Genomic DNA, 12,471 nt, shown 5'->3' on the forward strand with positions numbered 1-12,471 from the left:
CTAACGGGGCTAGCAGGGAGCGAGCGCGTGTCGTCGGTGACATGGCGTGCTTGGCCCTTCTCGGTGGGGACGCGAGGGGGTGTGGCGCGCCTCACCGTAGAAGTGACCAGCAGATTACCGCAATATCTCGACGTGATTGCGCAAATTTGCGACAGAGCGCTCTGAACAGGAAAGACGGGTGCTTCGAGGTGGGGTTGAGTGGCCTTTTGCGGTCAGGACGCTCGATCACCAGCCATGCTGTGAAGTCGGACGGCTTCGGTTCGCGTCCGAACGGTGCGGGGAAATTGCTTCGGCGTCGAGGTGTCCGCTTGCGGTGGTTTGCGGTTCGGTTGCGGGCGTTGCGTAAGGCTTGCGCAAGTCCCTGACCTTCGCGAAGAACGCTCTGGCTCGGTTCAGCAGATCGATCTTGTTGGCGCGCTGCGCGAAGGTGTGTCCCTCGCCGGGGTAGACGACGAGCTCGGAGTGCGGGACGGCCGCGTGCAGCAGCTCGGCCTGCTCCAGCGGCACATTCGTGTCGTCGGCGCCGTGGACGATCAGCAGCGGCGTGCGGATGCGGTCGGCGTAGGTGATCGGGCTGGTGTCGAGGCTGTCGCTCAGCGCGGCCTCGAACCGGCCCCACTCGCCGGTGGCGACCTGCCGAGGCCAGTGCGAGATGCCGGCACCGACGAACGCCGCTTTGAACCGGTCGGTCCGGGTCGTCGCCCACGCCGCCAGGTACCCGCCGTGGCTCCAACCCGCGATGCCGAGCCGGTCGGGGTCGGCGATGCCCCGCTCGACGAGCAGGTCGACGCCGGTCTCGACGTCCTGCCACTCCTCCAGGCCGACGCGGTGGCTGACGGCCGCGGCGAACGCGTGGCCGCGGCCGAGTCCGCCGCGCGGGTTGGGCAGGAAGGTGGCGAAGCCCTGCTGGGCGAACCACTGGGCGGACGGCACCCAGCCGAGCTGGAAGTCGTCGGCCCAGCGGTCGTAGGGGCCGCCGTGCACGAGGGTGATGAGGGGGAAGGGGCCGTCGGCCGCGCCGGTCGTGCCGGTGGGCAGGACGAGCAGGGCGTCGAGGCCGAGACCGTCGTGCGCCCGGTAGCGCAGGCGGTGCTGGGGGCCGAGCGGGATGTCCAGCGGTGCCCTGCGGCCGGGGCGGTGGGAGCCCTTGACGCGTGCGATGGGCGTTCCACCCGGCCTCGCGTCGGCCCAGGCGTCGTCGAGGCGGTGGAACTCGGTGTCCAGCCCGGTCGCGACCACCACGATCGGTGCGCCGTCCGTCTGCACGAGGTCGGTCGGGCACGCGGGCAGGTCCGCGGTGAGGTTGCGGTGGTCCTGGTCGAACACGGCCATCCCGCCCTGCAGGCCCGGCGGGGTCAGGGCCAGGTAGAAGATCCGGTCGCCCCACCACACCGGCGTGCGCGCGTCGGCCGGTGCGGGCCCGAGGTCGGTCACGGTGCCGTCCGGGGCGACGACGTGCAGAGCGGGGTTGAGCAGCCCGGGGTCGATCCGCGGAGCCGACCAGCTGAGCACCGCCCGCCGGCCGTCGGGGTGCACGGCGACGTCACCGGCGCGGGCGACGTGGCGGTGCGGGACCAGCTGGGGCGGTTCGGCGGCGGGCGCCGGGCGTGCAGCGGTCCAGTCGGCGACCATCTCGTCGGTCAGTTCGCGCACCGCGGTACCCCCTTGCCGTCGGGCTCTGCTCCTCAGCTGACCACGGCGCCCCCGGTCGTGGCCAGGTCGTCCGGTGCGGGAAGGGAGGCCCGCGTGCCCTGTCGCCTCGTGAGCTGCCAGGGCACGCGGACCGGCTCAGCGCGTCACCGCAGCAGGTAGGCGTTGATGATCGTCTGCTCCACCGTCTGCCCGCTTCCCACCGCGCGGGCGCGCAGCGACACCGACTTCGCGTCCCGCGGGTGCGCCAGCAGCAGGCGGTTGCCGTGCACCGGGGTGGACTTCCACGTCGTGCCGCCGTCGTAGGAGACCTCGACCGACGTCACCCGCACGTCGCCGGTCAGCGACTGGGTGGTGACCGGCACGCCCCACGCGCGGCCGGCGGGTGCGGTGCCGTTGTCGTCGAGCTCCGGGGTGAAGCGGACCACCGACAGCGGCAGGGCGGTCCGGTCGGAGGTCGTGCCCGAGCGGAACGTCCACCTGCCCGAGACCTTCGTGCTCAGCGCGCTGTCGCGGACGGCCTCGGTGACGACCTCGTACCCGGCCTCGCCCGGCGCGGTGTCGTACACCGCCCAGCCGGGTTCGCCGGTCTCGAACTCGCGGACGCCGTCGCGGAGGACCGTCGTGCGGGCCGAGGTGACCGGGCTGTACCCGGCGTTGCCCGCGGAGTCGCCGAACAGCGGGATCGTCACCCGGACCAGGTCGCCGGTGCGGAACGAGTGCGGCACGTCGCGGGTCGCGGGCAGGGCGGGGCCGAAGACGGCGCGGTGGAACGGTTCCCCGTAGTGCCTGCCGGGGCGGTAGTGGCGCAGCGGGCCGTCGAGGGTGCCCGCGTAGCCGGCCGGGGAGAACAGGGTCAGGCGGCGCGACCAGTCGGCCCCCTCACCGCCGTAGTACTCCGTGCGCGGGCCGGGCACCAGGGCGTCGAGCGAGCCGTAGGTCCACGCTGCACGGCCGCGAGGGGCGACCGTGTGGCCGATGGTGGCGGTCTGGCCGTCCCGCAACGGGGGCAGGTCGACCTTCACCACGGCGAGGTCCTTCGCGGCCACGGTCTTCGACAGCCCGGTGAACGTGCCGCCGGCGCGGTACCAGGCCAGGCCGTAGAAGTCGGTGCCTGCGGTCCAGAACGTGGCGACCTGACCGGTGACCTCCTCCGAGTCCGGGCCGAGGTGCGCGAGGCCGAGGTGCGCGATCGAGCCGCCGACGGAGAAGTTGCCGACGGTGTAGGCGGTTCCGCCGTGCACCCGCTCGAAACCGGTCTGCAGCAGGCTGAGCCGCGCGTCGACCGGCGGCGTGACGTCGACCGGCCTGGCCGTGCGGGCGTCCAGGTCGATCGTCATCGGGCCGGTCACGCTCAGGTTCGGGTAGCTGAACGAGTCGTGCGTCCACTCCGCGGAGCCCAGGACGCTGCCGCTGAGGAGGTAGTCGCCCTTCTCGACGCGCACGACGCCGGTGGCGCTGCCGGGCCACGCGCGGGCGCCGGTGCCGACGTTCACGAGGAACGCGCTGAGGTGGCCCGGTTTGGCGCCGGTGCGGTCGACGGCGTTGATCGTGAGGTCGTAGCTCTCCTTCTCCAGGTCCACCACGACGGCCGTGCGGACGCCGGACGCGACGACCGCGCCGCCGACCACGCCACCGGCGGGCTGCCGCGCGACGTCCGCGGTCACGGTGGCGGTGGCGGTGCCGCCGGCGGGAACGGTCAGCTGTGCCGGCGAGACGGAGAAGACCGCGCCGTTCGTGTCGGTGGTGAGGTCGAGCGTGACCGGTGCCGTGCCCGCGTTGGTGTAGGCGATCTCCTTGGCCACCACGGGTTCGCCGGTGTGCGGCCAGAGGTGCCGGCCGAAGCTCAGGCTGCCGGGCGAGCTCGTCACGTTCCGCGCGATGGCCTTCGCGACGTCGACGCGGCCGGAGCCCTGCTCGAACGGCGTCGCGCCCGCGGCCGGCGTGGCGCTGCCGGTCAGCCGCGCCTTGAGCTGGGGACCGCTCAGGCCGGGGTGCCGCTGGCGCAGCAACGCCGCCGCGCCCGCCACGTGCGGGGTGGCCATCGAGGTGCCGTCGAGCGCGGTGTAGCCGGGTTCGACGGGGGCGCCGATGCGGCCGTCGGAGTGCAGGGCGGCGACGATGCCCACACCCGGCGCGGTCAGGTCCGGCTTCAGCGTGCCTGCCTGCGCCGGGCCGCGGCTCGAGAACTCGGCGACCCGGTCCCGGTCGTCGACCGCACCGACGGTCAGCGCGGCGTCGGCGGTGCCGGGGGAGCCGAGCGTGCCGCCCGCGGGACCGCTGTTGCCCGCCGCGACCACGAACAGCGTGCCCTTCTCGGCGGTGAGCCGGTTGACGGCCTCCTCCAGCGGCTCGACCTCGGGGGTGTCGAAGCCGCCGAGGCTCATGTTCACGACCTGGGCGCCCTGCTCGACGGCCCACTCCATGCCGGCGATGATCTGGCTGTCCTGCCCGGACCCGTTGTCGCCCAGCACCTTCACGTCGAGGATGCGGGCGTCCGGCGCGACACCGCGGTACTTGCCGCCGGACCGCGCGCCGGTGCCCGCGATGATGCTCGCGACGTGCGTGCCGTGACCGTGGTGGTCACCGGCGTCCGGCGAGCCGGTGAAGTTCCGCTCGCCGATCTCGCGGTCGGCGAGGTCCGGGTGGGTCTGGTCGACGCCGGTGTCGAGCACCGCGACCGTCGTGCCCGCACCGGTGTACCCGGCGGCGTGCGCGGCGGGGGCGCCGATCTGCCGCACGCTCCGGTCGAGGGTGGCGTGGCGCTTCGCGTCCAGCCAGACCTTCTCCACACCGGACAGGGAGAACGTGCCCGCCGCGGTCAGTCCCGTGACCGGCGTCCTGGCCGCGTCGAACGCGACACCGTTGATGCTGGGCAGGTCCAGCCCGGAGTGGGCCCGCGGCGCCCCCTCGGGGTAGGTGACGATCACCGGCAGCGCGCCGCCGTGGCCCGCGAGCTCGGTGACGTCGAACAGCCGCTCGTCGAGGCGGCCGTCGGCGATGAACGGCATGGCGTCGTCCGGCACCACGAACTCCCGCCCGCCCGCCGTGTACGAGGTGAACAGCACGCGCTCCCGGCCCGGCGCCGGCTGCACCGCGCGCTGACCGGGCAGCACCCGGTCGCCGGTGATCAGCGTGACCGGTGCGGCGCCGGCGGTGGTCCGCGGCGGCTGCGGGGGTGCGGCGGTGGCCTGGACCGCGGTGAGCAGGGCACCGGTCAGTACGACGACTCCGAGTACGCGCACCCGGTCCTCCGTGGGTCTGTGAGAGCGATCTCACGGACCGTAGTGAGGTGTTCACGCGGGTGACAAGGGATCGGAGCAGATCCGGTCCAGACCAATTTTGACACCTGCGCTCGATGGTTCGGTCAACCGTCTCAGCAGGTCCGCGCGCGTCGCCCGGTTACGGCGCCGACAGGCGCGAGGACCTAGGGTGTGCGGCATGACTGGCCTGCGGGAGCGCAAGAAGGCGGCGACACGGGAGGCGTTGGGGGACGCCGCGCGGAGCCTGTGCGTGCAGCACGGCCTCGACGGCGTGACCGTGGAGCAGATCGCGCACGCGGCCGGGGTGTCGCTGCGGACGTTCTTCAACTACTTCTCGTCCAAGGAGGAGGCCGTGGTCGCCGGTGACTCCACGGCGGCCGAGGCGTTCGTGCGCGCGTTCGCGTCCCGCCCGGCGGAGGAACCGCTGCTGGCCGCGCTGCGGGCGGCACTGCAGTCCACGTTCCCCGAGCACCTCGACCTCGACCGGTTGCGGCAGCTGCGGGAGCTGCGCCGCACGCCCGCGCTGCTGCCGCACGTCCTCGCGGCCTACTCGACGCGCGAGCAGGAGCTGACCGCGGTGATCGCCGAGCGGACCGGCCTGGACCCGGAGGTCGACCCCTACCCGGTGGTGGCGGCCTCGATGATCACGTCGTCGCTGCGCTCGGTCGTGCAGTGGTGGCTCGACTCGCCGGAGGCGACCAGGACGTGGTCGGGTGCCGAGCTGATCGACCGGTGGATCGACCAGCTCGGCACCGGCCTCACGCGTCCCAGCTGACCGGGAGCGCGTGCACGCCGTAGATCGCCATGTCGGTGCGCAGCGGCACCTCCGTCGCGGGCACGGCCAGCCTGAGGCCGGGAAGCCTGCGCAGCAGCTCGGTGAAGCCGACGACCATCTCGACGCGGGCGAGCTGCTGGCCCAGGCACTGGTGGATGCCGTGCCCGAACGCCAGGTGGTGCCCGCGCGGCCGGTCGACGCGCAGCTCGTGCGGGTCCTCGTACTGCTCGGGGCTGCGGTTCACCGCCGGCACGGCCACGAGGACCGTCTCACCCGCGGGGATCGTGACACCGCCGACCTCGCTCTCCTCCTTCGCGAACCGCGGCACGCCGAACGCGATGATCGACAGGTAGCGCAGCAGCTCCTCGACCGCGTTCTCGGTGAGCTCGGGCCGGGCCCGCAGCAGCTCCAGCTGCTCCGGGTGTTCGAGCAGCGCGAACGTGCCCAGCGCCAGCATGTTCGCTGTCGTCTCGTGGCCCGCGATCAGCAGCAGGTTCGCGATGCCGACCAGCTCGTCCTCGGTCAGGTCGGTCTCGGTGACCAGGCCGGACAGCAGGTCGTCGGTGGGCTTGGCCCTCTTGGCGCGCACCAGGCCCTGCATGAAGCGCCGCAGCTCGGTGCCGACCTTGATCTGCTCGTCGATCGTGGTCGTCAGGCTGAGCAGCTTCGAGGTGGTGCGCTGGAACTCGTCGCGGTCGCCGTAGTCGACGCCCAGCAGCTCGCAGATCACCAGCGACGGCACCGGCAGAGCGAAGTCGTGCACCAGGTCCGACGGCGGGCCCGCGGCGACCATCGCGTCCAGCTGCTGCGTCACGATCTCGTGCACGCGCGGCTCCAGCTGCCGCATGCGCCGCACGGTGAACTGCCCGGTCAGCATCCGCCGGTAGCGGGTGTGCTCGGGGGCGTCCATCGAGATGAACGACCCGGCGCGGCGCTCGGGCGGGAAGATCTCGTTGAACAGCTCCGGCGACATCCGCGCCCGCACCCGCGGGTTGCCGAACCGGTCGGCGCTCATCCGCGGGTCGGCCAGCACCGCCCGCGCCTCGTCGTGCCCGGTGACGACCCAGACCGCCTCGCCGCCGTGCTCGACCCGGTGCACCGGCCCCTGCCCGCTCAGCTCCAGCAGCCCCTTCGCCGGGTCGAACGGGCACCGGCCGCGCCGGGTCAGCTCAGCGGGCAGCTGGGGCCGGATCAGCTCCTGCGCGGTGCGTTGCCGCTCTGCCGTGGTCATGGAAGCGCTCCCGTCCCCGGCCCCGCGTGACGGGGCCGTCGCTCGGTGTCACCTCCACGCTACCGAAACTTGCGCATCGTGCAAGATTTTTGGCCGCCCTTTACGTCGCGAACACCTGCGCGTCGTCGGCGAACGCCTTGAACTCCAGCGCGTTGCCCGCCGGGTCCAGCAGGAACATCGTCCACTGCTCGCCGGGCAGCCCCGCGAAGCGCAGGTAGGGCTCGATGACGAACCGCGTGCCGGCCGCCGTGAGCCTCGCGGCGAGGACCTGGAACTCGTCGGGCGTGAGGAGCAACCCGAAGTGCGGCACCGGCACGTCGTGCCCGTCGACCGGGTTGTGCACCCGCTCGACCCGCGGGGCCAGGTGCGTGACGAACTGGTGGCCGTGCAGGTTCCAGTCGATCCAGGTGTCGGAGCTGCGGCCCTCGTCGAGACCGAGGACGCCGCCGTAGAACGCGCGGGCGGCGGCGAGGTCGTCGACGGGCATGGCGAGGTGGAAGCGGGGGATGCTCACGCTGGCGCCTTTCTGTTGTCTGAATGTTGACATTAAGACAACGAGGCTGGTCGGTGGAATGTGCGCTTGTTAACATTGCGCCATGGCACGGTTGGAGCCCGCCCGCAGGCGCGGCCTGAGCAGCGAGGTCGCGGACGCGATCCGGACGGCGATCTTCGACGGCCGCTACCCGCCCGGCAGCCCGCTGCGCGAGGTGGAGCTGGCCGAGGCGCTGGAGGTCAGCCGCGGCCCGGTCCGCGAGGCGCTGCAGCAGCTGGAACGCGAGGGGCTCGTCCGCACCGGCTGGCACCGCGGCGCGACGGTCGCCGAGCTGTCGGCCCGCGACGTGGCCGAGCTCGACAGCCTGCGCGGCGCCCTGGAGGTGCTCGCGGTGCGCCGGGTCGTCGACACCGCCGCCGACCTCACCGCCGTCGAGAAGGCCGCGCAGGAGATGGAACGCGCCCGCACCCCGCACGAGATGGTGCAGCTGGACATCGAGTTCCACGACGCCGTCTACGCCGCCGCCGACCACTCACGGCTCGTGCACGCCTGGGAGGCCATCCGGTCGCAGGTGCACCTGTTCCTGCTCACGCGCGTTGCGGTGAGCACGGAGGGCTACCTGGAGCACGTGCGTGACGAACACCGTGCGCTGGTGGAAGCCTTGCGGGCCGGGGACGTCGAGGGTGCTCTGCAACTCTTCGCGGTGCACCGCAAGCACGCGTTCGACGTGCTGACGTCGAACTAGAGCCAGCCGTGTTCCTGCGCCACCTGGAACGCCTCACCCCGGCCGGCCACGCCCAGCTTGGCCACCGCGGCCGACAGGTGGTTGCGGACCGTGCCCGGTGACAGCGACGTGCGGGCCGCGATCTGCGCCACCGGGGTGCCGAACCCGCTGAGCCGCACCACCTCCAGCTCGCGCTGCGTCAGCGGGCACGGGGGAGCGGCGAGCGCGTCGGCCGCGAGCGCCGGGTCGACCCAGCGGGACCCGGAGTGCACGCGGCGGATGACGTCGGCGAGCGTGCCGCCGGGGGAGCCCTTGGGCAGGAAGCCCTTCGCGCCCGCCCGCAGGGCCTGCTGCAGGTGCGGCGGGCGGCCGCGGCCGGTCAGGACCACGACGGCGCACGACGGCAGCACGCGGGCGAGCTCCGCGGTGACCTCCAAGCCGTCCAGGGCGGGCATCTGGAGGTCCACCACGGCGACGTCGGGGCGGTGGGCCAGCGCCGCGTCGACGGCGGCGCGGCCGTCACCGGCGCTGGCCACCACCGACAGGTCCGGTTCGAGGTCGAGCAGCGCGGCGAGGGCGTCGCGGATGAGCTCCTCGTCGTCGGCCAGCAGCACCCTGATCACGCGGGCACCACGACCCGCAGCGTGAAGGTGCCGGCCGAGCGCTCGCCGGAGATCCGGCCGCCGTGCGCGGCCAGCCGTTCGCCCAGGCCGCGCAGGCCGTTGCCCCCGCGTTCGGGCGCGTCCGGGTCGACGCCGTCGTTCGTGACCGTCATCAGCACCTCCCCGTCCCGCTCGGCGAGGTCGATGATGCACCACGTCGCCCTGCTGTGGCGCAGCACGTTGGTGCAGGCCTCCCGCACCGCCAGCGCGAGCTGGGTGGCGCTGTCACCGGTGAGGCCGCCACTGTCGGGGACCGTGCACCGGATGCCGGCCTCCCGCAGGACGCCGCGCACCGCCGCCAGCTGCTCGGCCAGGTCGACCGCCCGGTAGCCGTCCACGGCGGCGCGCACCTCGCTCAGCGCCGAGGACGCCAGCCGCTGCGCCTCGAACGCCTCGGCCGCCGCCCGCTGCGGGTCCGTGCCGGCGAGCCGCCCGGCCAGCTCGGCCTTCAGCGCGATCACGGTCAGCCGGTGCCCGAGCAGGTCGTGCACGTCGCGGGCGAACCGCAGCCGTTCCTCGCTCACCGCCAGCGCCGCCCGCGCCTCCCGGCCCGCCCGCGCCTGCTCCAGCAGCCCGGCGTACCACGTCGGCAGCCCGGCCATCGCGATCACCGTGGCCGCGACCGAGGCGGCGATCAGCAGGTGGGTCGCGGGCATGCCACCGACGGCGAACCCCACCACCCCCGCCAGCGCCACCCCGGCGACTGCCGCCGCCCACCGCCACACGCCGGTGAGCAGCAGCGGCGCGAACCCCGCCGCGACCCCGCCGACCCACGCCCACGGGTGCAGACCGGCCGGTCCGACCGGCGCCACGAGCGGGATCGACACCAGTGCGGCCGCACCCAGGACCCAGAACGTCCCGGTGCGCACCGCCACCACGCACGCCGCCGCGAGCAGCACCAGGCCCAGCCCGCCGAGCCAGCGCGTGGCCGTCGGCTCGCGCAGCACCGCGACGAGCGGCACGACCAGCGAGGCCGCCCACAGCGAGTGCAGCGTCCAGCGCAACGCAGCCCGTGCCGGATCGGTCCGGGATAGCTCGGTCCGGGAAAGCTCGGTCACCGCCACCACCCTAGAGCCACGCGATCATGATGGTGACCGCCACGACCAGGTCGAACACCCCGCAGAACTCCGACCACCAGCGCGGCACGACGGCGTTGCGGACGTGGTGCACGAGGTCCCAGACGGCGTGCGCGCCCCACCCGGCGGCGATCAGCACCACGCCGAGGTCGGCCGACGAGGTGGTGACCACGGCCGCGAGCGCCGCGTAGGCCCCGAACACGGCCAGCTGCACGCGCGGTGCCCGCCGGCCCCACATCAGGTAGACGGCCTGGCACACCAGCAGCGTCCACACCGGGGGCACCAGCGCCGCCTGCCAGAAGTCGAACGTCAGCGCCAGCGCGACCATCGTCGGCCAACGGTCGCCCAGGAACCGGATGGCCGGGTTGGTGGACGCGACGCCGTGCTCGTGGCGGTAGCGGACCAGCACGAAGATCATCGCGGGCACCATGAGCAGGTGACCGCCCATGAGCACGGCATCGCGGTCCACCGCACCCGACCAGTAGGGCACCAACAGCACGAGGTACGGCACCGCCATCGCGGCGCACATCTCCACCACGCGCCCATGACCGCGATAGCGCATCCACAGCGCCATCGGCACGGACATCGACACAGCCATCCACAGGACGGTGAGCTCGATCGAGTCCGGCGTCCACAGGGGTCCCAGCAGGGACATTCCCAGGAGCATCGCCACGAGCATCTCGACGCCGTGGCGCACCAGCGGCCGGACCGCGGAAGTTGTCGTCGTTGTCATGCACTGAGCGTCGAACCGACGCCCGGCAACATCCATCCGCGCGATGTCATGTCTTCACCGTGCGAAACGCACAGCCGAACCGTGCGCCTGAGCTCAGACGCTGATCTCCGCCCAGACGGTCTTGCCGTCGGCGGCCTCGCGCGTACCCCAGCAACGAGAGAGATGGGCGACCAACACCAAGCCACGCCCGCGGGAGTCGGCGATGCGCGACTCGCCCAGCTGCGGCAGTTCGGCGGGTGTCCCGTCCTCGACCTCGACGCGAATGACCTCATCGGTGCGTGACATGCGCACCACCCGTGGAGCGGCCGCGTGCTCATAAGCGTTGCTGGCCAGTTCGGTGCACACCAGTTGCACGTCCAGCAGCACGTCCTCGGACAGGTCGGCCAGCAACGTCGAAGCCCACGAGCGCAGGTCTGCCAGATCCGGGTCGGAGTCGGGCAGGGGATATCGCGCTGAGGTGCGGAGCACCTCGGGAGCGTCCATCTCGATCCACCCCGTTCACGTTCTGGCTGCCCTGGCTGCTCAAGACGGCCGTCAGGTCGCGAAATACCACTGCGGGTGCTAACCCAAACGCATGGACGGCTTCGGGTTCGACCTTGCGCTGGTCGGAGTGCTGGTGTTGTTGAACGCTGCGTTCGCGGGCAGCGAGATGGCGTTGGTGTCGCTGCGTGAGGGGCAGTTGCGCGCGCTGGAACGGGATGGGCACCGCACGCTCGTGCGACTGGCACGGGATCCGAACAGGTTCTTCGCGACCATCCAGATCGGCATCACGCTGTCCGGGTTCCTCGCCTCCGCGACCGCGGCGGTGTCGCTCGCGCAGCCGCTGGTGCCCGCGCTGGAGTTCCTCGGCAGCGCGGCGAACGGCGTGGCGATCGCGCTGGTGACGATCCTGTTGACGTTCGTCACGCTGGTGTTCGGCGAGCTCGCGCCCAAGCGGCTCGCGATGCAGTACGCGGTGCGCTGGTCGAAGATCATCGCCCGGCCGCTCGACGTGCTGTCGACCGTCTCCCGCCCGGCCGTGTGGCTGCTCAGCAAGGCGACCGACCTCGTGGTGCGCGTGTTCGGCGGCGACCCGAACGCCGACGAGGAGCAGATGTCACCCGACGAGCTGCGCGAGCTGGTGGCCGTGCAGAAGCACCTGAACGCCGAGCAGCGGGAGATCATGACCGGTGCGCTGGAGATCCACGAACGGCGGCTGCGCGAGGTGCTGGTGCCCCGTCGGCAGGTGGTTGTGCTCGACGCGAGTTTGACCATCCCCGTGGCGAGGGAAACCCTGGCCCAGTCCGGGCACTCACGGGCGCCGGTGGTGCGGGACGGCCACCTGGACGACGTGATCGGCGTCGTGCACCTGCGCGACGTGCTGGACGACACGGCGGCGTTGAAGGACGTGGCCCGGCCCGCACTGATGCTGCCGGACTCGTTGCGCGTGACCGACGCGTTGCGCCGCATGAAGGCCGAGCGCGAACAGCTCGCGCTCGTGGTGGACGAGCACGGCGCGGTGGACGGCATCGTCGCGCTGGAGGACCTGCTCGAGGAGGTCGTCGGTGAGATCTACGACGAGACGGACCGCGATGTCGCGAACGTCCGCACCGAAGCGGACGGTTCGCTGATCCTGCCGGGAACTTTTCCGGTGCACGACCTCGTTGACATCGGGGTCGAGCTGCCGGAGGCACCGGAGGGGGACTACGCGACGATCGCGGGTCTGGTCCTGGTGGTCCTCGGGAGAATCCCGGAAGGACCCGGAGACGTGGTGCACGTCTCCGGCTGGGAGATCACCGTGCAACGCGTGGAACACCACGCGATCACACGGGTGAGGCTGAGGTCACAACCGAAAACGCGGAATGACCAAGAGGTCTGAACCGTT

11 protein-coding genes are annotated in these 12,471 nt (G+C 72.4%); 3 read left to right on the forward strand and 8 right to left on the reverse strand.

Annotation, left to right across the window (positions count from 1 at the left end; all coding sequences use genetic code 11):
• Nucleotides 1-225 precede the first annotated feature (225 nt).
• Nucleotides 226-1,653 (reverse strand): alpha/beta hydrolase family protein, encoded by a 1,428-nt coding sequence (locus tag ACZ7CH_RS09660; protein WP_470373577.1) that lies wholly within the window; start codon nucleotides 1,651-1,653, stop codon nucleotides 226-228.
• A 143-nt stretch (nucleotides 1,654-1,796) separates the two neighbouring features.
• Nucleotides 1,797-4,895, reverse strand: a complete 3,099-nt coding sequence (locus ACZ7CH_RS09665; RefSeq protein ID WP_470373578.1) for a S8 family peptidase — start codon at nucleotides 4,893-4,895, stop codon at nucleotides 1,797-1,799.
• A gap of 196 nt (nucleotides 4,896-5,091) precedes the next feature.
• On the opposite strand from ACZ7CH_RS09665, the gene ACZ7CH_RS09670 reads away from it, so the two are divergent.
• Nucleotides 5,092-5,688, forward strand: coding sequence for a TetR/AcrR family transcriptional regulator (locus tag ACZ7CH_RS09670; protein WP_470373579.1), 597 nt, complete (start codon nucleotides 5,092-5,094; stop codon nucleotides 5,686-5,688).
• Here ACZ7CH_RS09670 and ACZ7CH_RS09675 read toward each other — a convergent pair.
• Both ACZ7CH_RS09675 and ACZ7CH_RS09680 read right to left on the reverse strand, forming a co-directional pair.
• Complete coding sequence (locus ACZ7CH_RS09675) at nucleotides 5,672-6,919, reverse strand: cytochrome P450 (protein WP_360389795.1); 1,248 nt, start codon at nucleotides 6,917-6,919, stop codon at nucleotides 5,672-5,674. The genes ACZ7CH_RS09670 and ACZ7CH_RS09675 overlap by 17 nt on opposite strands.
• Nucleotides 6,920-7,019: 100 nt before the next feature.
• Nucleotides 7,020-7,406 (reverse strand): VOC family protein, encoded by a 387-nt coding sequence (locus ACZ7CH_RS09680; protein ID WP_458434378.1) that lies wholly within the window; start codon nucleotides 7,404-7,406, stop codon nucleotides 7,020-7,022.
• A gap of 109 nt (nucleotides 7,407-7,515) precedes the next feature.
• Between ACZ7CH_RS09680 and ACZ7CH_RS09685 the strand changes: the two genes are divergently transcribed.
• Nucleotides 7,516-8,157 (forward strand): GntR family transcriptional regulator, encoded by a 642-nt coding sequence (locus ACZ7CH_RS09685; RefSeq protein WP_360389789.1) that lies wholly within the window; start codon nucleotides 7,516-7,518, stop codon nucleotides 8,155-8,157.
• Here the strand turns inward: ACZ7CH_RS09685 and ACZ7CH_RS09690 are convergent.
• The 4 genes from ACZ7CH_RS09690 to ACZ7CH_RS09705 form a co-directional block, all read right to left on the reverse strand.
• Complete coding sequence (locus tag ACZ7CH_RS09690; RefSeq protein WP_470373580.1) at nucleotides 8,154-8,759, reverse strand: response regulator transcription factor; 606 nt, start codon at nucleotides 8,757-8,759, stop codon at nucleotides 8,154-8,156. The genes ACZ7CH_RS09685 and ACZ7CH_RS09690 overlap by 4 nt on opposite strands.
• Entirely contained in the window at nucleotides 8,756-9,856 is a 1,101-nt protein-coding gene (locus ACZ7CH_RS09695) for a sensor histidine kinase (protein ID WP_470373581.1), read from the reverse strand. Before ACZ7CH_RS09695 ends, ACZ7CH_RS09690 begins: the two co-directional genes overlap by 4 nt.
• A gap of 10 nt (nucleotides 9,857-9,866) precedes the next feature.
• Complete coding sequence (locus ACZ7CH_RS09700) at nucleotides 9,867-10,607, reverse strand: hypothetical protein (RefSeq protein WP_458431699.1); 741 nt, start codon at nucleotides 10,605-10,607, stop codon at nucleotides 9,867-9,869.
• A 93-nt stretch (nucleotides 10,608-10,700) separates the two neighbouring features.
• Nucleotides 10,701-11,090, reverse strand: a complete 390-nt coding sequence (locus ACZ7CH_RS09705) for an ATP-binding protein (RefSeq protein WP_458431700.1) — start codon at nucleotides 11,088-11,090, stop codon at nucleotides 10,701-10,703.
• A 91-nt stretch (nucleotides 11,091-11,181) separates the two neighbouring features.
• Between ACZ7CH_RS09705 and ACZ7CH_RS09710 the strand changes: the two genes are divergently transcribed.
• Complete coding sequence (locus ACZ7CH_RS09710; protein WP_470373582.1) at nucleotides 11,182-12,465, forward strand: hemolysin family protein; 1,284 nt, start codon at nucleotides 11,182-11,184, stop codon at nucleotides 12,463-12,465.
• The last annotated feature ends 6 nt before the right edge of the window (nucleotides 12,466-12,471 follow it).

Source organism: Lentzea sp. NPDC037011, from assembly GCF_055607425.1.